This is a genomic window from Spirosoma arboris, from assembly GCF_009754945.1.
GTDB classification, from domain to species: domain Bacteria; phylum Bacteroidota; class Bacteroidia; order Cytophagales; family Spirosomataceae; genus Spirosoma; species Spirosoma arboris.
In genome coordinates, this window is record NZ_WPIN01000008.1 from 192,003 (window position 1) to 215,768 (window position 23,766).

The 23,766-nt window shown below is 46.6% G+C and carries 25 protein-coding genes; 6 read left to right on the top strand and 19 right to left on the bottom strand.

All coding sequences use genetic code 11. From position 1 onward, the window contains the following. Nucleotides 1-34: 34 nt before the first annotated feature. Nucleotides 35-2,317, top strand: a complete 2,283-nt coding sequence (locus tag GO755_RS21660) for an OmpA family protein (protein ID WP_157587381.1) — start codon at nucleotides 35-37, stop codon at nucleotides 2,315-2,317. Between the two features lie 84 nt (nucleotides 2,318-2,401). On the opposite strand, the gene GO755_RS21665 is transcribed toward GO755_RS21660, so the two are convergent. Beyond that, entirely contained in the window at nucleotides 2,402-2,587 is a 186-nt protein-coding gene (locus GO755_RS21665) for a hypothetical protein (RefSeq protein ID WP_157587382.1), read from the bottom strand. Between the two features lie 107 nt (nucleotides 2,588-2,694). After that, a complete protein-coding gene (locus tag GO755_RS21670; protein ID WP_157587383.1) occupies nucleotides 2,695-3,210 on the bottom strand; it encodes a DinB family protein in 516 nt (171 codons plus the stop codon). A 107-nt stretch (nucleotides 3,211-3,317) separates the two neighbouring features. Here GO755_RS21670 and GO755_RS21675 point away from each other — a divergent pair, with 107 nt between their 5' ends. Then, on the top strand, nucleotides 3,318-4,085 hold the full coding sequence (locus GO755_RS21675; protein ID WP_157587384.1) for a hypothetical protein: 768 nt from the start codon (nucleotides 3,318-3,320) through the stop codon (nucleotides 4,083-4,085). 97 nt (nucleotides 4,086-4,182) lie between these two features. On the opposite strand, the gene GO755_RS21680 is transcribed toward GO755_RS21675, so the two are convergent. The 5 genes from GO755_RS21680 to GO755_RS21700 all read right to left on the bottom strand — a co-directional run bounded on the left by GO755_RS21680 (nucleotide 4,183) and on the right by GO755_RS21700 (nucleotide 8,894). Further along, nucleotides 4,183-4,971 carry an SDR family NAD(P)-dependent oxidoreductase gene (locus GO755_RS21680; RefSeq protein WP_157587385.1) on the bottom strand — a complete coding sequence of 263 codons (789 nt, stop codon included), beginning with the start codon at nucleotides 4,969-4,971 and terminating at the stop codon, nucleotides 4,183-4,185. 103 nt (nucleotides 4,972-5,074) lie between these two features. After that, on the bottom strand, nucleotides 5,075-6,271 hold the full coding sequence (locus GO755_RS21685; protein ID WP_157587386.1) for a hypothetical protein: 1,197 nt from the start codon (nucleotides 6,269-6,271) through the stop codon (nucleotides 5,075-5,077). Nucleotides 6,272-6,289: 18 nt separating this feature from the next. Beyond that, nucleotides 6,290-7,126 carry a type 1 glutamine amidotransferase gene (locus GO755_RS21690; protein WP_157587387.1) on the bottom strand — a complete coding sequence of 279 codons (837 nt, stop codon included), beginning with the start codon at nucleotides 7,124-7,126 and terminating at the stop codon, nucleotides 6,290-6,292. Between the two features lie 48 nt (nucleotides 7,127-7,174). Beyond that, nucleotides 7,175-8,272, bottom strand: coding sequence for a carboxylate-amine ligase (locus GO755_RS21695; protein ID WP_157587388.1), 1,098 nt, complete (start codon nucleotides 8,270-8,272; stop codon nucleotides 7,175-7,177). A gap of 166 nt (nucleotides 8,273-8,438) precedes the next feature. Then, nucleotides 8,439-8,894, bottom strand: coding sequence for a hypothetical protein (locus GO755_RS21700; protein WP_157587389.1), 456 nt, complete (start codon nucleotides 8,892-8,894; stop codon nucleotides 8,439-8,441). 273 nt (nucleotides 8,895-9,167) lie between these two features. On the opposite strand from GO755_RS21700, the gene GO755_RS21705 reads away from it, so the two are divergent. From GO755_RS21705 to GO755_RS21720, 4 genes are all read left to right on the top strand, one after another. Further along, nucleotides 9,168-9,719 (top strand): RNA polymerase sigma factor, encoded by a 552-nt coding sequence (locus GO755_RS21705; RefSeq protein WP_157587583.1) that lies wholly within the window; start codon nucleotides 9,168-9,170, stop codon nucleotides 9,717-9,719. A gap of 4 nt (nucleotides 9,720-9,723) precedes the next feature. Further along, the gene (locus GO755_RS21710) at nucleotides 9,724-10,053 is read left to right on the top strand and encodes a hypothetical protein (protein WP_157587390.1); all 330 of its coding nucleotides are present in this window, start codon (nucleotides 9,724-9,726) and stop codon (nucleotides 10,051-10,053) included. Between the two features lie 191 nt (nucleotides 10,054-10,244). Beyond that, nucleotides 10,245-10,577, top strand: a complete 333-nt coding sequence (locus tag GO755_RS21715; protein ID WP_157587391.1) for a hypothetical protein — start codon at nucleotides 10,245-10,247, stop codon at nucleotides 10,575-10,577. A 13-nt stretch (nucleotides 10,578-10,590) separates the two neighbouring features. Beyond that, complete coding sequence (locus tag GO755_RS21720) at nucleotides 10,591-10,794, top strand: hypothetical protein (RefSeq protein ID WP_157587392.1); 204 nt, start codon at nucleotides 10,591-10,593, stop codon at nucleotides 10,792-10,794. Between the two features lie 98 nt (nucleotides 10,795-10,892). Here GO755_RS21720 and GO755_RS21725 read toward each other — a convergent pair whose 3' ends face one another. The 12 genes from GO755_RS21725 to GO755_RS21780 form a co-directional block, all read right to left on the bottom strand. Continuing rightward, nucleotides 10,893-12,533 carry a hypothetical protein gene (locus GO755_RS21725; RefSeq protein ID WP_157587393.1) on the bottom strand — a complete coding sequence of 547 codons (1,641 nt, stop codon included), beginning with the start codon at nucleotides 12,531-12,533 and terminating at the stop codon, nucleotides 10,893-10,895. A 10-nt stretch (nucleotides 12,534-12,543) separates the two neighbouring features. Beyond that, nucleotides 12,544-14,784 (bottom strand): hypothetical protein, encoded by a 2,241-nt coding sequence (locus tag GO755_RS21730; protein ID WP_157587394.1) that lies wholly within the window; start codon nucleotides 14,782-14,784, stop codon nucleotides 12,544-12,546. Further along, nucleotides 14,781-15,974, bottom strand: coding sequence for a BatA domain-containing protein (locus GO755_RS21735; RefSeq protein ID WP_157587395.1), 1,194 nt, complete (start codon nucleotides 15,972-15,974; stop codon nucleotides 14,781-14,783). Before GO755_RS21735 ends, GO755_RS21730 begins: the two co-directional genes overlap by 4 nt. 1 nt (nucleotide 15,975) lies before the next feature. Beyond that, complete coding sequence (locus GO755_RS21740) at nucleotides 15,976-16,827, bottom strand: DUF58 domain-containing protein (RefSeq protein WP_157587396.1); 852 nt, start codon at nucleotides 16,825-16,827, stop codon at nucleotides 15,976-15,978. 4 nt (nucleotides 16,828-16,831) lie between these two features. Further along, a complete protein-coding gene (locus GO755_RS21745) occupies nucleotides 16,832-17,821 on the bottom strand; it encodes an AAA family ATPase (RefSeq protein ID WP_157587397.1) in 990 nt (329 codons plus the stop codon). A gap of 108 nt (nucleotides 17,822-17,929) precedes the next feature. Beyond that, nucleotides 17,930-18,547 carry a DUF4159 domain-containing protein gene (locus GO755_RS21750; protein ID WP_111349998.1) on the bottom strand — a complete coding sequence of 206 codons (618 nt, stop codon included), beginning with the start codon at nucleotides 18,545-18,547 and terminating at the stop codon, nucleotides 17,930-17,932. 178 nt (nucleotides 18,548-18,725) lie between these two features. Then, on the bottom strand, nucleotides 18,726-19,235 hold the full coding sequence (locus GO755_RS21755; protein ID WP_157587398.1) for a GNAT family N-acetyltransferase: 510 nt from the start codon (nucleotides 19,233-19,235) through the stop codon (nucleotides 18,726-18,728). A 13-nt stretch (nucleotides 19,236-19,248) separates the two neighbouring features. After that, nucleotides 19,249-19,920 (bottom strand): Uma2 family endonuclease, encoded by a 672-nt coding sequence (locus GO755_RS21760; RefSeq protein ID WP_157587399.1) that lies wholly within the window; start codon nucleotides 19,918-19,920, stop codon nucleotides 19,249-19,251. A gap of 157 nt (nucleotides 19,921-20,077) precedes the next feature. Continuing rightward, nucleotides 20,078-20,317 carry a DUF2442 domain-containing protein gene (locus GO755_RS21765; RefSeq protein ID WP_157587400.1) on the bottom strand — a complete coding sequence of 80 codons (240 nt, stop codon included), beginning with the start codon at nucleotides 20,315-20,317 and terminating at the stop codon, nucleotides 20,078-20,080. Nucleotides 20,318-20,324: 7 nt separating this feature from the next. Then, complete coding sequence (locus GO755_RS21770; protein WP_227687051.1) at nucleotides 20,325-20,525, bottom strand: DUF4160 domain-containing protein; 201 nt, start codon at nucleotides 20,523-20,525, stop codon at nucleotides 20,325-20,327. Nucleotides 20,526-20,641: 116 nt separating this feature from the next. Then, the gene (locus tag GO755_RS21775) at nucleotides 20,642-21,979 is read right to left on the bottom strand and encodes a TldD/PmbA family protein (protein WP_157587401.1); all 1,338 of its coding nucleotides are present in this window, start codon (nucleotides 21,977-21,979) and stop codon (nucleotides 20,642-20,644) included. Nucleotides 21,980-22,055: 76 nt separating this feature from the next. Beyond that, entirely contained in the window at nucleotides 22,056-23,696 is a 1,641-nt protein-coding gene (locus GO755_RS21780; protein WP_157587402.1) for a TldD/PmbA family protein, read from the bottom strand. Nucleotides 23,697-23,766 lie beyond the last annotated feature (70 nt).

Below are 23,766 nucleotides of genomic sequence, written 5' to 3' on the forward strand. Positions count from 1 at the left end.
TCGAGCCCATAGTTTTGACTAACTCACTAATACCATGAACCGAATTGTACGGGTCCTATTGCTGACAGGACTTGCCTTATGGAGTCTGAATGCCCAGGCACAAAGTGCACGGCTACGAGCGGCAAATAAGCAATTTGATAATCTTAGCTATGTAAGCGCAGTACGGGCGTATGAGGAGTTTCTGCGGGCTGATAAAAAGAAAGATCCCGCCGAAACCCGCGACGCTATGATTAAACTCGGCTATAGCTACCGAAAGTTGCAGGATACTCGCAATGCTGAGCGGGTATATGGCGAACTGGTAAAATCGTATACTGATTTAGACAGTGAAGTCTATCTCTACTATGCACAGTCCTTGGCGGCTAATGGTAAATACCGGGAGTCGCAGAAAATGTATAGCCAATATGGCGAAAAACAGGGCCAGGACTTGCGTGGACGCCGATTTACGGTTTCGTACATGGATATGAGTCGATTCTATCAAGATTCGTCTTCATACCGATTATATAACCTGCCCATTAACTCACGGCAAGCCGATTTTAGCCCGATGTACTATAAAGGTGGGATTGTTTTCGTATCGGCCCGTGATGAATCTGGTGTAGTAAAACGGGTGTTCAATTGGAATCAGACCCCGTTCCTGGATCTCTATTTTCATCCTGATACGAACCAATTACGTGTTCCTGGAGCAGATCTGGCCCGCTCGGTCAATTCGGCGGTAGTGGGTAGTGGCAGCGAAGCAAAAACAACAGGTACTGAAGCCGCTGCCGATGCCCAACCTTTGTCGAAAGCGGAAATTTTTAGTCGCACGCTCAATACGAAATACCATGAAGGACCAATGACCTTCACGAAAGATCAGAACTTCATCGTCTTTACCCGGAACAACACAAGTAAGGGGAAAGCTGGTAAAAGCTCAGATGGCGTAAAAAAATTAAAATTGTATTCTTCCGTGAATAAGAACGGTAAATGGGTCGATATTCAGGAAGTGCCATTCAATAGTAACGAATACTCCGTGGGGCACCCCGCTTTCTCGGCTGATAATACGAAGATGTATTTTGCCTCAGATATGCCTGGCGGTTATGGAGGTACAGATATCTACGTAGTCGAGTTTAATAATGGCCAGTGGGGAACGCCCGTAAACATGGGTAAGGAAATCAATACTGAAGGTAATGAGATGTTCCCGTATGCGTCTGAAGGTGATGACCTATACTTCTCCTCAGACGGTCACGAGGGTTTAGGAGGTCTAGATGTCTTCGTTGCTGAGCTAAAAGACGGTATTGCGTACAAAGGCGTTCAGAATGTAGGTGCACCAATCAACTCCGAAAAAGATGATTTTGGTTTTATTACCGATAAGAACCGCACGACAGGTTTCGTCAGTAGTAATCGTAAAAAAGGCGTAAGCGACGATGATATTTACTCGTTCCGTCGGGCCTGTAAGCAACTGAATATTCTGGTGTATGATGCGAAAACAAATACACCACTCGAAAATGCGGATGTGCGTATTCTGCGGAACGGCCTCAATCAGGACCTTCGCTTAACAAACGTTCAGGGCCGCACCGATTTATGTGTCGACTCCAATACGGAATACGAATTCAAAGCAATTAAAGAAGGCTATGCCATGAATAGTGTTCGTTTTTCGACATTGACGCAATCGCCCAAACCAGTGATGAACGTGTCGATTTACCTTGAAAAATCGGAGAACACATTGGTGAAAGGCGTTATAAAAACGGAGGTAAACCAGCAGCCTGCAACTGGTGTGAAAGTGACTCTGCGTAATGAGAAAGACAAATCGGAGCAGACTGTAACCACCGGCCCTGATGGTGGCTATGAATTCGATGTGAAACCGAACGCACCTTATACAATTACGGCTCAGAAAGATCGCTATGCTACCAAAAAAGCCCAGTATGGTAAAACCAAGCGTAAAACGAAGGTCATTACCGACTCACTGGGTTTATATGGTGTAGGAGATGTGTTCCAGCTCAAGAATATTTACTATGACCTGAACAAGTTCTTTATCCGGGCCGATGCTGCACAAGAACTCGATCACGTACTCGCAATTTTAAAAGAGTATCCACAAATGCAGATCGAGTTGCGCTCACACACCGATGCCCGCGCTACTGATACGTATAATATTCGATTGTCGGAGAGTCGGGCACGGGCCGCAATGGACTATTTGGTGGCACGAGGTATTCCAGCAAAGCGGTTAGTAGCACGAGGCTATGGCGAATCGGAGATTTTGAACGGCTGTGTAGACGGCGTGAATTGTACTGAAAGCGAACACCAGCAAAACCGCCGAACCGAGTTTAAGGTATTAGCTGTGCAGTAGGTGGTAAGTTATAAAGTAGTAAGTGGTAAGTGGCTGACGCATAATACTCTCGCGTCAGCCACTTACTATTTTATAACTTACCACTTATGATTGTTTAACATGCTTCTTATGAACCGACGAAGTCGTGGTCTTGGACTTCGTTGTTGGGGTGGTGGTTTTCTTCACGGTCGTTGTCTTAGAAACTGGTTTGTCTTGTGAAGGTGCGCTGGCAAACGAGATATTTACGCAAAGTGCGGCTACCGCAAGGGCTGCCAATAGTGATTTTTTCATGGGATTAAGACTGGTTTTAGTAAAAAAGCTCGCTCGACTGGCGAGCTTCCTAAATGAAAGGTCGACTCATCGTATGAAGTGCCGATGAATGATAACTTAAAAGCCAGTTAAACTGTTATCACGCGCACTGTTACCGACAACTGTCCTACATGGCGCATGGTATGTTCAGCTGCGTGAGTGAGCAAGCCAATTACAGTTGAAGGTAACTGTGCGCGCCCAACTCCTCGTACTTCAGTCAGTGTTTGTTCGTCGGTGGTTCGAAGCTGACCAATTGCTTTCTCCACCTGTTCATGAAACGAATTCACTAACTCCTGAACAGAGGAGACCGTTTCATTAGGTTTCCCTTCGGCCGCCAATGCCGCTAACTGGTCAGGTGAAAGTGCTTCCTGTCGTGCGTAGGTGAAGAGACGATCCAGTACGCCTGTCAAGTGCTGCAAATGAAAACCAACGGAAGCTACGTTGGCTGGCCGTTCCCATAGTAACTGTTCTGGAAAATCAAGCATCAGTGCGTTAACTTCTTCACGAGCCTGCAAAAGCGCATGCGCTATAGGTTGAACGAGAGCTGGGACATCAGATAATGGGCCACGTAGCCAGACTTCACGTGTTTCAATTGGGGTTTGCATAGGCGCTTGTTTAAGTAGGACCCAAATTTTATTTACTTCGACTTTCCTTTCCGTACTTCGGTCTATATAGCTGAACAACGTCTAATAGTTTCACTTGTTAAACACCTATGCGACTCAACTTTAGCATTTGGTTTAGTGTTTTGGCATTCTTTGTAACACTCACGTCCTGTAAAGATTACCAAATTCCAGCAACCCAACGTTTTCGGATTAAGAAAATTAGAACAACATACGCAGATGCCAACGCCACTGGAACTGCAAATACGTATAACTATGATGGTAATGGCCGTTTAGCCAACTATGTAGGTTACTATGGAAATTCTTCGCTACCTAGTGATTCCACAATCATTAGCTATGACACACAAGGGAGAATACAGGGAATCTTACATGAATCTTGGTATGCTTATCGTAGTGTATGGAGGCCTATTGTAAGTTATACCTATGAGTATGATATGAGTGGTAATATCAGCGTAATAAAAGAATACTTCATTAACGTTCTGCCGACTTCTCCATCACTAGTTAAAGAGTTTCAACTAGCGTATGGGGACACTAAGTTTCCTGTTAAAGTAACAAGTGATTTTTGGGACAGTAGCGGATTCAAATTGGGCCAGTCGGTAGAACAATACACCTATAACGGAGGCAACATTGTTAAAGTAGAAAAAAGCGAAAACCAATCTGCGAATGTCACGACAACTTTTCAATACGACGATAAGCCCAATCCTTATTATGGGTTAATTACTGGCGAACCTGATATCCGTATGTTCAGTATGAATAATGCCGTTACAAGTGATAAACAATATATGTATGACTCAAATGGTTTGCTGACGAAGGTCGTTACAACCACAGCGACGACTGAGTATGAATACGAAGCCTACTAAGTTTCAGCTTTTAAAAGCATAATTGGGTCTGAATAGGTTGAGCATGTGCCGACTTTTCAGACCCAATTCGTACTATAAGAAAGGTACCCTGTCTTACTTAAATCACTGTTCCACCATCGGCGTAAAACAAACTTCCTGTGCTATAGGACGACGCATCAGAAGCTAGAAAAAGTGCTAGTGGGCTGATTTCGTCAGTTGTACCCATTCGAGCAATGGGAATATGTTTAGTGAAGCGAGCCAGTGTTTTTTCATCCTGCCAGAGCGCCTGACTAAATTTGGTTTTGATCAAGCCAGGACAAATCGCATTTACACGTATACCATCAACACCCCACTCTTTAGCCAGCACTTTGGTAAGCATATTCAATGAGGCTTTACTCACACTGTACATACCTAAACCAGGGTCAGGAGTGTGTCCGGCGATACTGCTGATCATAATGATGCTACCACCTCCACGGGCTTTCATGCTGGGATAGCAGAGCTTACTCAACTCAAAAGGAGCTTTCACGTTGGCCTGCATAATCTTGTCGAAAGCCGCGCCGTCGCAGTCGAGAGACGGGCCGAAAACGGGGTTTGATGCCGCGTTATTGACCAGAATATCAATGCCACCGTAGGTCGCTATAGTCTTGTCGACTAGCTGCTGAAGTTGGCCCATATCGCCTACGTGGGCGGCAATGCCTGTGGCCTCTCCCCCTTGTGCCTTAATGTCATTAGCAAGGGTATCGCAGGCATCCTGCTTACGGCTGCTAATCACAACCTTGGCCCCAAAACGGGCAAATACACGCGCCATATCTTCGCCAATGCCTTTGCTGGCTCCGGTGATAATGGCTACTTTTCCAGTAAGGTCAAAAAAGGATTTTTCGGTAGTGGTAATCGGTTGGGTTTCCATGTAGAAAAGGATTCTTAAACACGGAGAAACGGAGGAGTCACGGAGAACAAAAATTCTGTGAACTCCGTGACTCCTCCGTTTCTCCGTGTTTAACTATAAACGTTTATTTCTCAAAGAAGCAGACTGAGCCGCCGACCCAGTCTTTATTTTTGTTGAAGTTAACCCCAATCATTTCGCCCCGACTCAGACGACTGAGGTTTGTAAGCAGGGTGGGGGCTGCGTCTTCTTTGGGCCAGATAAAGAGCATACGGATCTCGCATTTGACCAACCCATCCGGCGACTGAATAACCGGTTCATATTTGACTTTCCGCTGGAGCAAATAGCCATCACGTTGATCGGCGGGAATAGCATCGAGATCGGCGGTGGTAATGTGTAATTTAACGCCACTGCCTGCAAAAGAGAATAATGGTTTCAATACGTAGTTTTCCAGGTCAGCAGGATACTCGCTCAAATCCGACAGATAATAACTAGCGGGGATGTATGGGCTTTTTAACAGGGGAAGCGTGTATTTGCTGATGCGGAAAAACCAGTTTGGATGACCCACCCACTCCACATCTACGTCGTCGGTAAGGTGAAAACCACTTTTTAGATCAGGGAAATTTTGTAAATCGTCGAAAATCAGTCGGTTGTAGATGCGCTTAATTCGAGTTTGTCGTCCATCTTTTTCGTAGAACAACGCCCGACCTTCCTTTTTAATTTTGGTCAAACAAACGGGAGCAACACCCAATGCTTGCTCTGTCAGGACAAAGTCAATGCGTGTTTTCTGCTTTTCAGGATAGATTTCCAGCAAAATGACTTCTTCGGGCAGGCAATCTCCTACAATCATATGCCGAAGCCGTTCCAAATACTCAGCATTCGTTTCGACGTTGAATAAATGCGAGAGATTGTCGGGAATTGGATAAGTCGAACGGAACAGATTGGCAACATATGGCTGAAACCCGTAGAGTGACGGGAATCCTTGTAATTCAATGAGTTGTGGTGTAAGCTCACCCTTCTCATCCATGCAGATAGCAAAGTCTACCGCCATAAATTGCGTGTGCTCATCTTCATTCGGTACGTTCTGCCCCGCTGGAATTGCCTTCTCCGTCAGCTTCTTGAAATCGTCGCGGGTAATCACGCTGACAATATCGTCGCAGGCTTGCAGAATATTGTCTGTCAGTACTTTCGGGACAAAAACGGGTGTTTCTGCCACGCGAAAATCGAGTTGATCGGGTAGATCAGCGTTTATTTTATCCAAAAAAGCCCGGTATCGTTCCGGGCTAAAAGCTTGGTTGTAAGTTTCACGAACGGACTGTATCATAAATTTCCTAGGACAGGGTTAATTCTGTTCTATAAACTGTTCGGACAGGTCTAATGCCTGAATGGACTGAGTCAAAAAGCCGGGTAGAATAACTGACTCCGTGAGTGCGATTTTATCTGGATCTTGCAGATATGCTACCATGTCATTGTATTTCTCCTGACCGAAATTCGAGATAATGTGATTACGTTTCTCGTCCTGTAGGAAATAGCGCAACATGCCCTGATTATCTGCTTCAGGATGGAATTGAGTACCAATCATTTCGGGTGAAAACCGAATCGCCATCACCGCCCGATCAAGTAGAACATGGGGGCGAATTTTTTCCAGACACAAAATAGTAGCTCCCATTTCGTCCAAACGTTCAGCATTTGGTTCAGTGATCTGGTAATCCCGCGAATCAACGGCATAAAATGGATCAGGTAATCCCTCAAACAAAGGCTCTTCTGCGCCTTCGTCGGTTTTATGGACTGGGAAAATACCGAACGAAGTTGACCGACGCCGACTTAATAAACCTAAGTCAAGATGGCGTACCACCAATTGAAACGAGTGACAAATAAGAAAGACAAATTTCTTGCGGTCGTTCTGTTTATTCCAGTCGATAATCTGGTCGATCAGGTCGAAAAAACGAGCTTCCCATTCGTCCGATGACGCTAACGGGCTTCCTGGGCCACCCGATGAAATGTAAATGTCATAGTCTAAATCAGGAATTTCGTTTTTTGATCGAACGTCGAATACGTCATAACTGAGTTCATCTTGGGTGTTCCCCTGCATGTTCCGAATCTGTTGCAGAATACAACGCATACCCTCATTGGCGTGGTTGTTATTCATGTCCAGAACGGCGATTTTCACTTGATTCATAGGTTGTAGTTACGGCTAATGTTGATGATAGTCGTTCAAAAATAACTGTCAGATGCCCAAAGAAGTTTCTTCGATGATGTAATCCATGACGCGCTTGAAGTCGTTGGTCTCTTGGAATACAGCTAGTTGGCGGTCAGCTCCAGTACCCATTTCGAGGATTTTGAGCACATAGTTGCATTCTTCGCGGCTGCCAAGTTCATCGACAACATCGTCGATAAAACTTAATAATTCTTGAATGAGCTGGTGGGTTGGAACTTCCTCCTGCTTGCCAAAGTCAATAAGTTTCCCTTCAATACCATAGCGAGCCGCCCGCCATTTGTTTTCGTTGATCAGGATGCGCCGGTAGGGACGGAAGTTCAGATTTTGTTTGTGCAACTTATAGATTTTGGCAACCAGTGCCTGCATAATAGCCGCCAGACAAATGGTTTCATCGATACGCATCGGTACGTCGCAGATGCGGAACTCAATCGTATCGAAGAAGGGATGCAGGCGAATATCCCACCAGATTTTCTTGCCGTTGTCGATACAACCAGTTTTTATCAACAGGTTGATGTACTCATCATATTCAGCGGCCGAGGAGAAGAAATCAGGAATTCCGGTACGTGGGAATTTGTCGAATACTTTTGAACGGTACGATTTGAATCCTGTATTACGCCCCCGCCAGAAGGGTGAGTTGGTGGAGAGTGCGTAAATATGGGGCAAAAAATACCGAACAGCGTTCATGATCTGGATGCCCTCATTCCGACTTTCGATACCCACGTGGACGTGCAGACCAAAAATAAGGTTCGAGCGGGCGACATCGCGCATTTCTTCAATGAGCCGGTCGTAGCGTTCGTTGGGCGTAATGAGCTGTTCCTGCCAGTCCGAAAACGGGTGGGTCCCGGCAGCGGCAATTTTTAGATTTTGCTTTTCGGCCAGCTCAATAATCATCTTACGGAGGTACGTTACCTCCTGACGTGCCTCCTGAATATTGGTGCAGATGTTGGTACCTACCTCAACCACCGCCTGGTGCATTTCTGCCTTTACGCGTTCCTGGAGAACTATTTGGCCGCCATCGACAATCTTCGACATGTGCGAACGCAACTCGCCGGTATTGGGGTCAATTGTCTGAAACTCTTCTTCGATTCCGAGGGTGAATACGGGCATTAGTGTCGTGGGTTAGAAAAATGCAGTTTCGTATAAGTTGAGAAACGAAGAGGTAAGATAATAGTTTTTCGATTGGCTCACTATGAGCAGCAGCTTTTTTGTTAATCAACGATGAACAGTAATGATCAGCAGATAATGTGTGCAATACAATGGCACAGGTCCAATATTAGAGTATAGGAATGAGTTTAAAGGTTCGGTCAAGTGCATAGTGCACCGTATCGCTCTTCTTTACAGTACCCATCGTTGTGCTTAGATAGGTTTTTGAGTAATAATAAACTTGAGGGTCCTGCCATCGGGTTGTAATCTGTAGGGCCGTCAGCGAATCTAATTTAGCGTAATAGTTCATCGAGTCCAGGTCAGCTTTTGCCACATTACCGGAAGCAGCGTATCGCTTTGAAAAATAGGCGATCTTCTGGTTGTAATTTTCCTTACTAAGCGTGTCCAATCGACCAGCGCCAACCATAACGAAGTCGGTTGTTTTTAACTCATGGATATCCAGATCTTTGTTTGACTTTTCAAGATAATGGCGAATGCTGTCGTCAATTTTACCGCAAATCTTCTCTTTGCCAGGAGCGCAGGCAAACACTAAAAAAAGAAAACAGATAAGAGAAATGTATTTCATAGTCGATATTTTAGACTGCGAAACTAGCCGCAGGTCAGGCAAATTACTTCTTTGTTTCTGGAATTAAGCTACCAAACCGAAAAGGTAATGGTGTTTTAAAACCTCGAATAAAAACCGGTCATCTATTCTGACGACCTTCTATTAATTTAGTGCCCATCAGGGCCAGTGGTTTTGCACTTATTAGGATTGGTCTGGGTTTCACTGGCGATGCCAATCGGTTTTGACTACATGGCAACCTTTTCACCAACTCACAGCGAGTCCAAGAGTATCAGGATGGCTAACCCGCCTAAGCGAAATATCATTGAGACAGTTAAACAGTACGGAAATCGACTGTCGCGCTTTATTCGTGGGCAGGTGAAATCTGACGAAGATGCGGAAGATATTTTGCAGGACGTCTGGTATCAACTCAGCAAAGTGGTCGATCTCGATGGAATCGAAAGCATTAGCGGCTGGTTGTTTCAGGTGGCCCGTAATCGCATAACTGATACGTATCGGAAGAAAAAAGAAGACCCCTTGTCTGATTTGATGATTGAAGACGAGGAGGGCGATGTTAGCTTTCGAGAAATTTTACTGGCCGATGCGCAAACACCCGAAGATCAGTTTTTTAAGGATATTTTCTGGGATGAACTGATGCGAGCCTTGGATGAATTACCCGAAAATCAGCGGAGCGTGTTTGTACAAAATGAGCTGGAAGATCGCACCTTGCAGGAAATTGCTGATGACACTGGCGAAAACCTGAAAACCATAATTTCGCGGAAACGGTATGCTGTGCAGCATTTGCGCAAGCGACTGCAATCCCTTTACAACGAACTCGATAACCTGTAAGACAATGAGAAATTACGCTGGCCGAAGGCGGATACGATTCTTCTTTCCTTTATTCATTCTGATGGCCTTGTTTGCCTTTTCGTTTGTTGTGTACTGGCTTTGGAATAGGGTATTGGTCGCGGTTGTGCCCGTGAAAGCCGTGACTTATTGGCAGGCAATGGGGTTATTGATTTTAAGCCGGATCTTGCTGGGAGGCTTTAAAGCGGGCCCACCTGGTAACCGCTCGTTTGATGGTGGTGGACCGGCCTGGCGCGAAAAGTGGCGCCAGATGAGTGACGAAGATCGAGCAAAATTCAAAAATGAATGGCGACGGCGTGGTGAAGACCGGTCGTAATTATTTCAAGTATATCTATTTAGAAACCTCATCAAAATTATCTGATGAGGTTTTTTTATGTGCATAGGTTTTCGCTCGGCTTTGCCGAGTGAGAACGTGCGGTCATAAATAAATAATCTTCACCTTCATTAAAGTAATTTCTCCGCTCATCCGTCATCCTTAGTAGAACAACAATCAACTAGACAACTACAATGAACAATAACCTTGTAAGATCAATTGCCGCCGGTTTGCTGCTGGGGCTAGCTTTATTCATCATGCCGTTCTTCCTGATTCGGTTGGTGGTTTTCTTCCTGATCGTCGGTGCTTTGTTCCGGCTCTTTGGAGGTAGACGTTTCAGAAGGAGCGGATGGGGGTCAGGAAGAGGATATGGCTATATGCCTGCCTTTGCCGACCGGATTCGCCACATGAGTGACGAAGAGTATAATCAATTCAAACAGCGTTTCGAGCGGGGTGGTCGTTGCGGTGACTACACTAGCCAGAAAGCAGCGGAGAATCCGACGAATGAAACGTCTACAAACGTATAAACAACCGAAACTAATGAGACAACGCTTAAATCCCTGGGCTGTGATCCTCACGGCAGCCCTCACCTTCGGTAGCCTAATGGCTTTCGTCGGTCCTCGCTCGTATGGACAACATGGCTGGGGCTATCATGGCCACCACTTTCGCTATAGTCATCATGGCTGCGATGGTCGACATGCCGATAAACCAACCGATAAAGTTGATTCCAGCCAAACCCGATAAGGAGGGTAATTACGCTCCCGATGGGTCAAGTGTTTATAGTCAAAGTGACCTCTATAAACACTTGACTCTATTGGGGGCGTAAAAAAATATAGTTGATATCAACCTAGTTTTGGCTCTACCCAAAGGGCTGTGAAACAGATTAGTAAAAGTACCAACCAGGCCCAGTTTGGGAGTTGAGCGGTGGTCGTTCGATTTGCGTTGCCCTCAATGGATGAGGATAACGAATGAGCTAACATAAACCGACTCACCAATGCCCGATCAGCGATAGGATCGCTACTTTTCATAGGATTGACGTACAAGGCAAGTGAATCCTGTACTGGCTGCCAACCTGCTTTGCTAAATGAGGATGTGCCCATCGCCGAGCGGTCGTTGACTGGCGAATAGCTTAAGCGGAGTGTTTCCTGTCCTACACGAAGACTAGTCAATCGATTGGTTGGATTGTTAATTGAAATTGAGTGCCGAATAGCACTGTACACAGGTGCATCGATCTGAACCGTATTGTTGTCTGATTCGGATAAGCGAGCCAGCACGGCCGTCCACACCCGGTTATATGTTACGCTATCACCACTTAGTGACAAGGGGTAGGTTTCACTGAGGAGGCTAACGCCCACGCGTCCGGTTGTTTGTTGAGTGGCAATCGGATAACCTACAACAGAAAACTGATTCGGACTATCTGCGAACCGATAGGGGAGTGCATTCAACCCGTTACCAAGCGGAATCAGCGGTTCGTTGTTAACTTTACGAACCTGCCAGTGACTGCCTAATGCCTGATTAATCGTTCGGCAATCGGTTTCTGGGTTTGTCAGGTTGATGAACAGTACTGAATTCCCGTCGGCAATGGCTTTTTTGACAACTGTATTAGCCGCATTCACAGGTTCGGTAATGATAAGGTCTGGTACTGCCTTTGCTGCTGATTTTCCCGATTTGTTAATGCTGATCTGGCTGCTGATATCTTTCGAGAGCGTGGCTGATACTGTGACCGTGTAGCCTTGTTTGCCCAGCCAATCGGCTAACGTCTTGCTCTCAAAGTCAGGACTATTGAGCAGAATCTGGACCTTTAGCGGGTCGGTTGGCCGGGTGAAAAAATGAAGCGTATCCAGCGTGGTCGTACCCAGTACTAATTCTGCCTGACTGTGTCCTTTTGCAAATGCTGGAAATTGGAGTGCAAATACGTTGACACCTTCGTGCACGCCCACACTATCTAATGTTTTATTGCCAAATCGAACCCGGAGCGATTGCTTTTTTGACGATTGAAGCTGACCCTTTACCGACTGCATTTCACCTTGTCTTACAATTCCTTTCCAGTGAATAGCTTCGAGTTGATCGGGTTGATTGTACGGAATCCACTGCAATTCGGCGTTGCTAAGCTGAGTCAATGTTTCAGTCGGAAACTGTTGCCCAACCAGCGTGACTGAATCGTAGGCCGCTTTGAGGTTTCGGCTGGTAAAACTCTCCTGAATATGCAAACTGTCTTTCAGGTGACGGGCAACTGATGAAGGAACATCATCACCAACCAATAGCGCGTGTGTTGTCGGTCGGGAAATGGGCCATTGGATTTGTAGAAAATACGCTGCCAAAACTACCCATAACAAGCCATTCAGTCCCGCCCGAATCCATTTTCGGCTACTGGAAAGGGATTCACTACGTACAATAAACCAAAGCTGAACAACAAGTAATGCCAGCAAGGCTAGTGCAATAAGCCAGGAAATTGGGGTAGTCCAGTTGATAGTAGTGTGCATTCGTATTAACCTACTTAAGATGTCGCCAGAAGGCTTGTTGCAGTTTGCGGTCGCTTACATACGACGCGCCCGTGCGCTCCGATGCGCCGGTTAGCGCATACAACTTTGTTTTTAGTCCCGTTTTCTCTACATCAGAAATCGACTTGCCACCAACCAGTTTTTTTAACGTAGCCAGCACCGACCAGTTTTGTAAACCACCGTTCACGGCTGGATCGGTGAGGGCATTGCTTAGTTGCTGAGTCGTTTGCCGCTGTTGGTTATCAAGCTTGGGTAAATCCAGATAGCCGAGAACGCTGGCAACCAGTGATTCAATTCGTTGCTGACTGTAGCTGCGTTCCTGCTTGAAGGCGTCTGTCACGTTCTTAAACTCACCTGTGAGTCGGGTTTCTTTTTCTTTCGTTTGCGGAGGATCGAAACCCGTTTTCTTTACGTACGACCGGGCTTTTTGCTGCGACAGTTTCAGGAATTTAAGAGCCTCCTGTTCATAAGGGAGTGCTTTCTCCGGTTCGTATAAGCGCAAATGCAACTCCGACTGCCACATATTTTCCAGAGCCGTTTTCAACAATGCCCGTGTCGATTGCTGGTGGAAGGTGTTCGTTTCGGCATCGTCATGGTTGTGCACATACTGTTCCATTAAAGCCGCTAGTGGGTCTTTGCTATCATCTGCGGCTCCACCGTGACTATGGCCGTGATCGTGTTCATCTTCGTCATGATGCGCCTGAGCTGGCCCTCCGTGATCGCCTTCGCCCTCATCGTGCTTGTGCATGTACGCATCGATGGCCGCCATTCCCGAAACCGGAGCCGCATCGCTGTGTGCAGGCTCACCTCCGCCAATAGATTTCTCAAATTCTTCACCTAAAAACTGGCCATAGCGCAACCGTAAGGCTTTTTGATCGAATCCAATCTCGTTCGACTGACTTTTGAACGCGTGGGTCGGATTCGATTTGTCGGCTATTTTCTTGCGGGTGGCAATCAGTTTTTCAGTGTCAATGATAATCTGCCGTTGGCTCCGGAAATACTCGGGCATAATGTTCACGGCCATGGTAGCCAGTTCACTTTCTTCTACCTTCGTTGTGTCTTTATAGACGACGAAATACGTGTCCGACTTCGTGAAATTGGGCTCGGGTTGCCGATTATCGAAAGCAGCCCAGTAATAATAGAGTTCATCGCCAGGGGCGAAATTGAGCGCTTTCAGATCAATGGCTTTCGTCATCCGAGCCTCCTTAAAGTTGGTCGGGCTGAGGGGGAATTTCATCTCCCGGAACTTCACATTTTCGCCAGAACCCCGCGCTACAGTGGCCACAATAAACGCCTGCGAAATACTGAAATCGTCGGAGATTTTGGCTCCGATATTCATTGTTTTCGGGTCTTTGAGGTAATGGAACTGGTAGAGTACTTTTGAATCTGGTTCGATTTTGGGAGCGAGGTCAGGTTTTGCCTCAAGTCGGTAAAAATCAGATTGATAAATCACCGAATCTCGCTTGTCGGCAGTTTTCCAATAAGCTTTGATGGCATACAAGCCTGAACTAATGAGTCGATCCTGATACGTAAACGCAGCTCCTGACTGTTTGAAGGCTAATTCCTGTCCACGACTACCGACTAGCTTCACCGATACCTGTTGTGTATGGCTGAACTCCACTCGCCATGTCAGATTTGAACCAACAATAGACGATGCGTTTAAATTGGTCGAATTCGTTTCTGGAAGTCGGGTATAAGCAGGCGGCTGAATGTGCAGGGTTGCCGATTCAAATGAAGGCGGAGCGGGCTTGCTTTCAGGCATAATGGCGGCCAGAAAACCACTCTTTTTAGGATCCGCTTTAGGGCCATTTTTCAACATTGGAAAACCCACATAGACGGCCAGTGCTCCTAGCAAAAACAAACCATACATGCCTGCTTTCGAGAGCACAACAACAGGTATCTGCACGTGCTGAATTTGTTGATTCAGCCGGTCGAGTTGAAGTTGTTCGGCCAGATTGAGCTGGGGTTTGGTCAATAGGGGCAGGCTGTATTCTGTATCACCAACGGTCTGGTGAATAAGCCGAATGGCGAGTGGTTTTTTGTCCTGATACAATTTGTTGAGGATAGCACCCGCACAAAACCCAACCAGGCCCGCTACAATAGGCCAACTAGACGGCCCCGTAAACGTGACTGTCAGCAAATAGGTCGAAGCGGCCAGCAATAGACAACGCAACAGGGCGTTGGCATAAAGCTGGTACGTGACCGACGAGATAAGGCGTTTCAGTTCGTTCATGCGTTTTTTGTCAAGGCAAGCCAGCGTTCGAGTACTACTAAAACGATAAACAACAGAAGAAGTGCGTTTTGAAGACTCGCATGTTGCTCTGTTGTTGGTTTGGTTGAGGGTATAAATACGGTCTTGAGATCGCTTTGACTCAGTGGTTGTACGGTCATCATTACGTTATAATGTCGTAACAATTGCTCGCCCAGCCATTCCGGTAATTGCCCATTTTCGACGCGTTCGGATGTTTGGGGAGTCAGTGTCTCATTCGTAAAAATGACGTTGGAAAGTGCACTAGGTTGCATAACCCCTGAAGCAATAAACAACGTTTGCGGTGATGGTTTTGTCGGCAACTGGTCGGTGAGCACCCAATCGTATACCTGATTCGGAGTTTGTTTCTCATCAATCACCAAATCCAGTCCATATACATCGGTCAAGGCTGCAAGAGCGGCTTTAACGGTCTGTCGTTCCCGCTCGTTCCGATACGTAACCAGCGTTTTAATTGGCCCCAAATGCGTAGGCTCTGACTGAAATTTCAACGATGGATCTAACGCAGCTCCACTTGTCAGTTTACCCGCTTGGTTCACAAACAGCTTTTTACTGTCTTTTAAGGTCAGATAAGCACGTGGCTGGCTTGCTGAATCGGCTATGGTGTGCAACTGAAAATGAGCTGGAACTGTGATGGCCGGGATATTGGCCAACGCCTGATTATTGCTGATATACAGATGCAGCTCATTATGTTGAGCATCCAGTTGATGAATGGCTGTTTGCAATTGTAATGGATCAAATCGCGCTGAGTTTTGAAAACTATACGGTTTATCATCCATTTTCTCCAGACGTTCATCTGCCCAGACAACTTTTTCGCCTTTCTTGATCGCTTCTGTTAATTCAAACTTGAAGTTATCAGCAACAGCAGAACTGGGTTGGACTAAATGAATCTTCTGAACTTGTGGCGATTTAGTGAACCAGTTCAGAAGCGGCTGGGCGAGTAAAATAGCCAGCAAAACCAATAGTAAACACCGAATAATCAGTAGTAAAATATTATCGAGCTGGAGACCTCTGCTTTGTTGCTGTTGCTTCTCGACAAGCCACTGAGTAGCCGCCCAGGGCAGTGGTTTCCCATGCTTCTGGTGCCAGAAGTGAATGGCGACCGGAATGATAACGGCCAGCGCACCCCACAAGAAAAGTGGCTCAACAAAGGGCATATTAACTGGTTAAAAACTGTTTTAGAATAAGCGCAATTGGGTCACTTAAGCGAACACGGATGAGCCGGACATGCGGAATCCGTAAGTTGACTTCCAGGTTCGCCAGGTACTCTGTCGCACGTTGGCGAACGGTATCCCGAATGGCGTCGGCTTGCAGTTCAATTTCTTTACCTGATTCCAAATCCTGAAACCGGTAAAAACCACTAATCGAGAAATCGACTTCCTGATCACCCAATAGCTGAAAAAGCACAATCTCCCGACGAGGGCCAGCTACTTGCTGAATCAGCTTTACCCATTCGTCGTCAACTTGCAGGAAGTCTGATGCGATCACAAGCATTTCGGCCTGCTTACGGCTAAACTCCGGCACCGATGCCGTTTGGTTTTCCCAAGCTCCCGACGCTTTAGCTAGTTCAAGCGTGGCGACAATCTTCTGGAAAGCCTGTTTGCCCGCTGGAACCCGTGTTCGCACCGTGCCATTGTCGAGTGAATATAAACTCAATTGATCGCCTTGCCGATTAGCCAGATACGCCAGCGAAGCCAGCAGAATCTTTGCGTATTGCAACCGACTAACACCCGCTTCGGTATAGTTCATTGAGCCCGACAAATCGAGTAGAAACCTAATTTGCTGGTTACTTTCCGTAGCCGATTCGCGTACTAAATAATGACTCGTTTTGGCAAAAATCTTCCAGTCGATACGTTTGGGGTCGTCGCCGGGAGCGTAGTGCCGGTACTGCTCAAACTCCGTTCCGATACCCGACCGTCGACTGGTCTGAATACCCAGCATAACCTCATCACTGACCAGTTTTCCGGCCAGTTGCAGGTTGTTGAGTTTGATAAGTTCGGTGATGAGCATGGTATTAAGCCAGACGGAGTTCGGTTAACAATTGCTTGATAACCATATCTGTCGTGATCCCTTCTGCTTCGGCCCGGAAGTTGAGCGCAATGCGGTGACGCAGAATAGGATAGGCCAACGACTGAATATCTTCCGGAATGACTGAGAACCGCTCGTTCAGTACAGCGCGCGCTTTCGAACACAAAACCAGAGCTTGTCCAGCCCGTGGCCCAGCTCCCCACTCACTCCACTGTTTGACAAAAGACGATGGCGTACTGTCTGGACGTGTGGCTCGCACCAATTTGTTAATGTAAGAAATCAGTTCCTCGCTGATGTGTACCTCCCGAGTGAGTTTTTGCAACTGAATAATGTCTTCATCGGAGAGAACCGTTTTCAGTTCAGGGCGCGAAGTGCCTGTGGTACTTTTTAGTACGTTTAACTCTTCCTGCTCAGACGGATAGCTGAGTTTAATGTAGAGCAGGAATCGGTCTAACTGGGCTTCGGGTAAAGGGTAGGTACCAGCCTGCTCAATCGGGTTTTGTGTGGCGATAATCAGGAATGGTTTAGGCAGTGGGTAATCGGTACCACCATAGGTAACCTTATACTCCTGCATTGCTTCGAGCATAGCCGCCTGCGTTTTAGGCGGAGTCCGGTTAATTTCGTCGGCCAGTACAACATTGGCGAAGATCGGGCCTCGGTTGAAGACGAATACTTTACGACCCGATTCGAGATCGTCTTCCAGAATTTCTGTCCCAACGATGTCGCCGGGCATCAGGTCGGGTGTAAACTGAATACGTTTAAAACGCATGGCCAACGCATCAGACATTGTCTTGACCATCAGCGTCTTGGCCAGGCCAGGAACGCCTTCGAGTAGACAGTGACCACCCGCCAGAAGCGAAATCAATACTTCGCTAATTGCATCCTGTTGTCCGACAATGACCTTTCCAATTTCTTTTCGTAACTGGGGCAGTTTTGCCACCAGCGCTTTGTAGTGAGTTAAGTCTGTTGATTCCAACTTGCTATGTGTATCAGGTTGTATGAAAAGATGTATGATGTAGTATATAGGATGTATGACTCTATTTCCAGTACATCATAAATAATACATCCTATATCATATATAAACTCAGGCTGTCAATGCATACGTCACAATGTTGACGCCAAATTTGGTATTGTCTTCGGCCAGAAAACGTTTGTTTCGGAAGTCGTAATCCCACTCGCAGCCGTAATCTTTGTTGCTGTACAAAACCCCAATTCGTCCGTTGATCATAATGGCTTTCAGGTAGTCGTGCACCAGGTCGTCGCCCCAGCCATTCAGTTCGAACGAGGTTGTGGGTGGGCCTTCGGGAAACTTAAAAAAGCAGGTATAGATGGGGTGTGAATTAGGTATTTTCTGCAAGGCTTTTGGCCCAAATGTACGGGCCATTTCCTGCTCAAATGACTTGGCAAATAAGCCATCAACGTCGTGATTGCAGTCGTCTACAAAGACAAATCCGCCATTCTGAACGTAGCGTTTGAAGTGGTCGCGTTCCTGTGCTGAAAATTCAACCAGCTTGTGTCCACTGAGGTAGCAAAACGGGCTTTTGAATAGGTCAGGGCTACTCAATTGCACCACTTTTTCTTTCTGATCAACCGGCAACGTCGTGTACTCTACCAGCGAGTGCATCAGGTTCGATGGCATTCGCTGATCAGTTTCCCAGTCGCCCGAGGTGTATTGGATTCGTGTGAAAAAAAAAGGTTTCAAGCGCGTTTGTTGATGATGAAAGTAGGCTAACCTAAATACCGTCAGGTATTAACTGATCTGTCGATATTACTATTAGCAGTTAATATTATATTCATTTTAGGGGCTGTTTGTAAAACGTGGATAAACAGCTCAAAACCTACATTTTATGCTTAAAAATACGTGTTTTGCCGTTAAATAACTAAGGATTTAGCGGTTTTTCCATCACAAAATCTTCCATAAGGAAGCCATCGCCAATATCAATATCTTCTTTCCCGACAACTAAAAATCCCATCCGTTCGTAGAATTGAATTGCCTTGTTGTAGCGATTAACATTTAAGCCAAGCCGGGTATTATTGTTACGAATCGCAATGCTCGCAACCTGATCAATCAATAAACGACCAACGCCTTTTCCCTGGCTGGCGGGAAGTAAATAGATCTTGTGAATTTTGGTGAGTGACTGACCTGTATAATCTAACTCATACGAAACGTAACCGAGGTACTCGTCGCTATCGGTGTCCTTAGCAAGCAGGAAAACATGTTTTTTCTCGTTAATCTGCGCGTTGAGAGAGCCGAGACTATACATCATTTCCAGCATGTAGCTAATCTGATTCGGCGACAAAATCTCTCCGAATGTGTTGGGCCAGGTCTGGTAAGCGATGTCGCGAATGAGGGGTAAATCTTGTTCGGTGGCTTGGGTAATTGAAATCATTGGAGAGAATTAATCAGGAGGACTTTGTCATTAAAATCCGTAAGGTTTCCAGATTAATTTGCTTGTCGAAAATAGCCTGAACTGGGATCTGGAACCCAGACACTGTAAGCGCAGTAAGGGTGTCGTTGATATATAAGGTGGCAACGGAAGAAAAAGCCATCGTTGGTTCGTCTAGCTGATATTGCTCGACAGACTTCCGAACAGGGTCAATAATCCAATATTCGTGGACCCCATGAGCAGCATAGTCTTCAAATTTAACTCCTCGGTCGCGGCCAGTTGTGCTTTTTGAAAGAATTTCGACTATTAAATCGGGTGCTGGATGCTCCATCTGGTCATCCTCAAATGAGTTCGCCGTTTCGCTGTTCCAGTAGCAAATGTCTGGTTCGTAATCGTTGCGAGTAAGTCCAATAAGTGCCTTCTCGGAATCTACAGCACCCAAGTCATTCACATGTACATATACGCGTAGTAGAGTCGTTAGATTTTGTGTCGCATCCAAATGCCGACGCTTGACGGGCGAGTGCATAATGACTTCACCATTAATGAATTCGGCTTTAATATCATCACGAAGCCATTCTCGAAACGCCCGACGACGCTGGGCTTCATCCGCCAAGATTGCTTGAGCACGTTCAATAACCAGTTTTGCATCTGGGGCTTCCAAGAGATCGGCAACGCGGGATTCGAGCATCTTTTCAATAAGCTAATTCAGCTATGAAGTTACAAAAAAAACCAGTGATGAAGGGCCTTTAATCTGCCATCACTGGATTAATAGTGAACTTGTTTTACACCTCGTCCGACAAACTCGTAAACGTAAACTCCCGAATTTTCATCGGTAGTGCCTTAAATTAATCAACGGGATGACTGTCCAGATACAATGTATCAGGATCTAAGTCAAGATCGTTAGGCCAAACGATACTTCCATTGAATGCCCTAATCCCATTAAATAACGCAGTATCCTGAAGTTCTTGAAAAATACCAATTGATAGATATGGCTTTACATCAAACAGTCTACGTTCCTGATTGGCGAACAGCAACTCAATGCAGTAATCATCAAGAGGTCTTACTCCCGTAACACGAGGATTCATAACCAATCTATTTTAATGGATCAATTGGGAAAATCCGCTGACCGCTGATAGCTAACTGCCAGTCGGCCATGAGACTTTCCCTATGAATTTCGATCCAAGCTTCGACTAACTTAATTTTTCCCTTTGGTAATTTCCCTTCTAATAACTCGCCACTTTCAATGGCAAAAACGGCTTCCATTTCACTATATCGAACATGAATGTGGGGCAGATGATGCTATTTGTTGTCAAGATAATAGAGACTGACAATCAGCCCGTAAAACATGGATATAACTGGCATGGAAAAATAACGTAAAATCAGAAGTAATGAATCCTTGGGGTGTCAATTTACACCGCGTCCGACAAACTCGTAAACGTAAACTCCCGAATTTTCATCGGGGGCACCAAGTAGTTGCGATCTGTTTCGGTACTGACTACACGCTCTGGTTTGCCTAATGATTCGAGGTTATTGAGCATGATGATCGGACTCTCGTTGAACCGGAAGTTCTTGATCGGATGCTTTATCTTACCGTTTTCGATGTAGAATGTCCCATCGCGGGTGAGGCCTGTGAGCAGGATCGTCTGCGGGTCAACTTCCCGAATGTACCAGAGTTTCGTGACGAGAATGCCGCGTTGGGTACTCTTGATCATGTCTTCTAGTGACGAGTTGCCACCCATCATGATCATGTTATTGGGAAACGGAATGGCTTTTTTGCCCTGCTTCTGCGCCCAAAAACGTTCGTAAGAGAGGTTTTTTACCACTCCTTTTTCAATCCACATCATTTTTTCCTGTGGACGGCCATCCCCTGACCAGGGCGAAGCAGGCAGTTCGGCGTTGGTCGGATCGGAGTAAATCGTGATGCGCTCATCAACAATCTTGTCCCCGATTCGCGATTTACCACCTGACTTGCTGAAATACGACCGACCTTCATCGGCCGAGCGTGCATCCATGTTGAAGTAGATGTTTTCGAGCAGCACGACGGCGGCTGTTGGCTCCAGAATAACCGTGTATTTTCCTGGCTCAATGGCTCGCGCTTCGGCAGAACCTTGCGCTTTTTGGATGGCGATGCGCGTGGCAGCCGCTGTATCCAATTTGGTGAAGTCGCTATACCCACGCGCCACGTAGCCCGAACCTTTCCCATCGGGCGTGCGGACGGTTAACGAAAAGTTGACACTTGTGCTGGGGTAGTAGGCAAACAGGCCCTTTGAGTTCATCATGGCAGTATAGCCATAATTATCCTGCAAGAAACCAGCAGCCGTTAAGTTTTTCTCCCGCGAGAGTTGCAGACTTTTATCAACGGCAGTAGCCCGTGTGTCGGGTGTGATTTTAGCCGTAGAGTCAAAGAAACCACTCGATTTTACGTATTGCTGTGGTCCCAGAATACCTACATATTCCGGATTTTCGGGAGCTAGTTTTGCTAATTCTTCAGATCGGCGGACTACTTTTTCAAGCGACGCATCGTCAAATTCATCGATGGTTGCTGTACCAACTCGCTTGCCGAAAGCCGATTGTACGGCTAAATTTTTATTGATGAGCGAGCCGCTGGTCGAGACTTCGTTGCGGGCGTACCGGAGATTGCCCCGTTCTTCGCCCAGGAGGTTCACTTCGCACTCGTCGGCTTTCGAGTAGCTGAGAACTTTGGTGAGCAGTGCTTTCGCTTCTGCTTCGGTTAGGATGATTGCCATTAAAATGTTGTTTCGGGTTCCAAATTCAAGGTTAAAAGGAACTATCCAGTTGGAACCTTGAACCTGAAACGTTGAACTATATTTTCCGTGCTGTATTGATCACATTGACACCATTGAAGCGGGCGGTGCTGCTACCGTGCGATACGGCACTCGATTGCGGGGGCTGACCTTTGCCATCGAAGAACGAACCACCAAGTCGGTAATCATTCTCGTCACATACGGCCACGCACGAATTCCAGAATTCCTGCGTGTTCGATTGATAGGCTACATCTTTGAGCATGCCTGCAATCTGTCCGTCCTTGATTTCGTAGAACAACTGGCCTCCAAACTGGAAGTTATACCGTTGCTGGTCAATCGAGAAGGAACCATCGCCAATAATGTAAATGCCTTTTTTGACATCCTTAATCATATCCTGAACCGACAAAGGCGTCTTTCCGGCTGCCAGTGATACGTTGGCCATGCGCTGAAACTGCACCGAACTCCAACTATCGGCATAGCAACACCCCTGCGATTCTTTCTCGCCTATGATATGCACCTGATCCCGAATGGCCTGGTAGTTGACCAGTGTACCATCTTTCACTAAGTCCCATTTTTTGGTGGCAACACCTTCGTCGTCATAGCCAACCGCACCCAATGAACCGACCTGAGTTTTGTCGGCAATGAGATTTACCTGCTTGCTACCATAGTTGAAGTTTTTCGATTGCCATTTATCCAGCGTCGCAAAACTGGTTCCGGCAAAGTTGGCTTCGTAGCCCAGTACCCGATCAAGTTCAAGAGGGTGACCGACGGATTCGTGAATGGTGAGCCAGAGATGCGACGGATCAAGTACAAGATCATACTTTCCTGCTTCGACTGACTTTGCCGTGTGTTTGGCGCGGGCCTGTTTAGCGGCTGCGGTCACGTCTTCGAGCATGTCATACCCCTTGTTGTAGCGAGTGGTTATGCCCGTTACCTTGTCGGCAGGATTTGCTTGCAGGTACTCGTAGCCCATGCCCATAGGCGCACTCAGAGCATTCCGGGTTTCGAATTTGCCTGATTTTGGATCAATTGCTGTAACGTTAAAAATGGGCCAGATCCGATGAATATCCTGGTCGGCGTAGGTGCCATCGCTTGACGCAAAGTACTTCTGTTCGTTGACCATGAACAGAACTGAGTTTACGTAATTGGCTCCGTTTTTCAGCGCGGCATCATTGACAGACAACAGTAAATCAACCTTTTCTTTGATGGGCACTTCGAAGGCATTTCGCTTAATGGGGGCTTTCCAGCTTACTTCGCCATAGCCTTTTTGAGCAGCGAGTTGAACGGGTTGCTTCATGAGTTTGGCATTTGCTTTCGCAATGGCCACGGCTTTTTCGGCAGCCTGGGCTGTGTCGGCCTCACTTTTGGCATCGACAACGGCAGCAAATCCCCAGCAACCGTCGGCAATGACACGAACCCCAACCCCATAGGATTCGGTGTTCACAATGTTCTGCACCTTGTCTTCGCGGGTGATCACGAACTGGTTCAGGTAACGCCCGATGCGGACATCGGTGTAGCTCGCGCCTTTACTTTTGGCCGCGTTCATGGCCGCATCGGCCAGGCGTTTCTTCACGGCCACATCCAGGCCAGGTTCCAGTAAGGCTTCAGGACTGACAGGACGCGAGAAGGCAGGAAGGTTAGGCAGCAGGATACCAGCGGCTCCCATGCCCATAAGTTGATTGAAATCTCGACGATTCAAGGTTTGGTTCTCCTATTTATTGATTAGTGAAGCGTAAACAAAGCAAGGCCAATATACAGGTTGATACCTG

Coding starts and splice junctions, on each gene's coding strand:
- GO755_RS21755 (WP_157587398.1), bottom strand. CDS start 19,235: ATGATTTCAATTACCCAAGCCACCGAACAAGATTTACCCCTCATTCGC.
- GO755_RS21740 (WP_157587396.1), bottom strand. CDS start 16,827: ATGCTCATCACCGAACTTATCAAACTCAACAACCTGCAACTGGCCGGA.
- GO755_RS21730 (WP_157587394.1), bottom strand. CDS start 14,784: ATGAACGAACTGAAACGCCTTATCTCGTCGGTCACGTACCAGCTTTAT.
- GO755_RS21690 (WP_157587387.1), bottom strand. CDS start 7,126: ATGAATCAAGTGAAAATCGCCGTTCTGGACATGAATAACAACCACGCC.
- GO755_RS21720 (WP_157587392.1), top strand. CDS start 10,591: ATGAGACAACGCTTAAATCCCTGGGCTGTGATCCTCACGGCAGCCCTC.
- GO755_RS21775 (WP_157587401.1), bottom strand. CDS start 21,979: ATGGCAATCATCCTAACCGAAGCAGAAGCGAAAGCACTGCTCACCAAA.
- GO755_RS21765 (WP_157587400.1), bottom strand. CDS start 20,317: ATGAATCCTCGTGTTACGGGAGTAAGACCTCTTGATGATTACTGCATT.
- GO755_RS21700 (WP_157587389.1), bottom strand. CDS start 8,894: ATGAAATACATTTCTCTTATCTGTTTTCTTTTTTTAGTGTTTGCCTGC.
- GO755_RS21680 (WP_157587385.1), bottom strand. CDS start 4,971: ATGGAAACCCAACCGATTACCACTACCGAAAAATCCTTTTTTGACCTT.
- GO755_RS21760 (WP_157587399.1), bottom strand. CDS start 19,920: ATGCTCGAATCCCGCGTTGCCGATCTCTTGGAAGCCCCAGATGCAAAA.
- GO755_RS21695 (WP_157587388.1), bottom strand. CDS start 8,272: ATGCCCGTATTCACCCTCGGAATCGAAGAAGAGTTTCAGACAATTGAC.
- GO755_RS21715 (WP_157587391.1), top strand. CDS start 10,245: ATGAACAATAACCTTGTAAGATCAATTGCCGCCGGTTTGCTGCTGGGG.
- GO755_RS21675 (WP_157587384.1), top strand. CDS start 3,318: ATGCGACTCAACTTTAGCATTTGGTTTAGTGTTTTGGCATTCTTTGTA.
- GO755_RS21670 (WP_157587383.1), bottom strand. CDS start 3,210: ATGCAAACCCCAATTGAAACACGTGAAGTCTGGCTACGTGGCCCATTA.
- GO755_RS21710 (WP_157587390.1), top strand. CDS start 9,724: ATGAGAAATTACGCTGGCCGAAGGCGGATACGATTCTTCTTTCCTTTA.
- GO755_RS21725 (WP_157587393.1), bottom strand. CDS start 12,533: ATGCACACTACTATCAACTGGACTACCCCAATTTCCTGGCTTATTGCA.
- GO755_RS21735 (WP_157587395.1), bottom strand. CDS start 15,974: ATGCCCTTTGTTGAGCCACTTTTCTTGTGGGGTGCGCTGGCCGTTATC.
- GO755_RS21705 (WP_157587583.1), top strand. CDS start 9,168: ATGGCTAACCCGCCTAAGCGAAATATCATTGAGACAGTTAAACAGTAC.
- GO755_RS21660 (WP_157587381.1), top strand. CDS start 35: ATGAACCGAATTGTACGGGTCCTATTGCTGACAGGACTTGCCTTATGG.
- GO755_RS21665 (WP_157587382.1), bottom strand. CDS start 2,587: ATGAAAAAATCACTATTGGCAGCCCTTGCGGTAGCCGCACTTTGCGTA.
- GO755_RS21685 (WP_157587386.1), bottom strand. CDS start 6,271: ATGATACAGTCCGTTCGTGAAACTTACAACCAAGCTTTTAGCCCGGAA.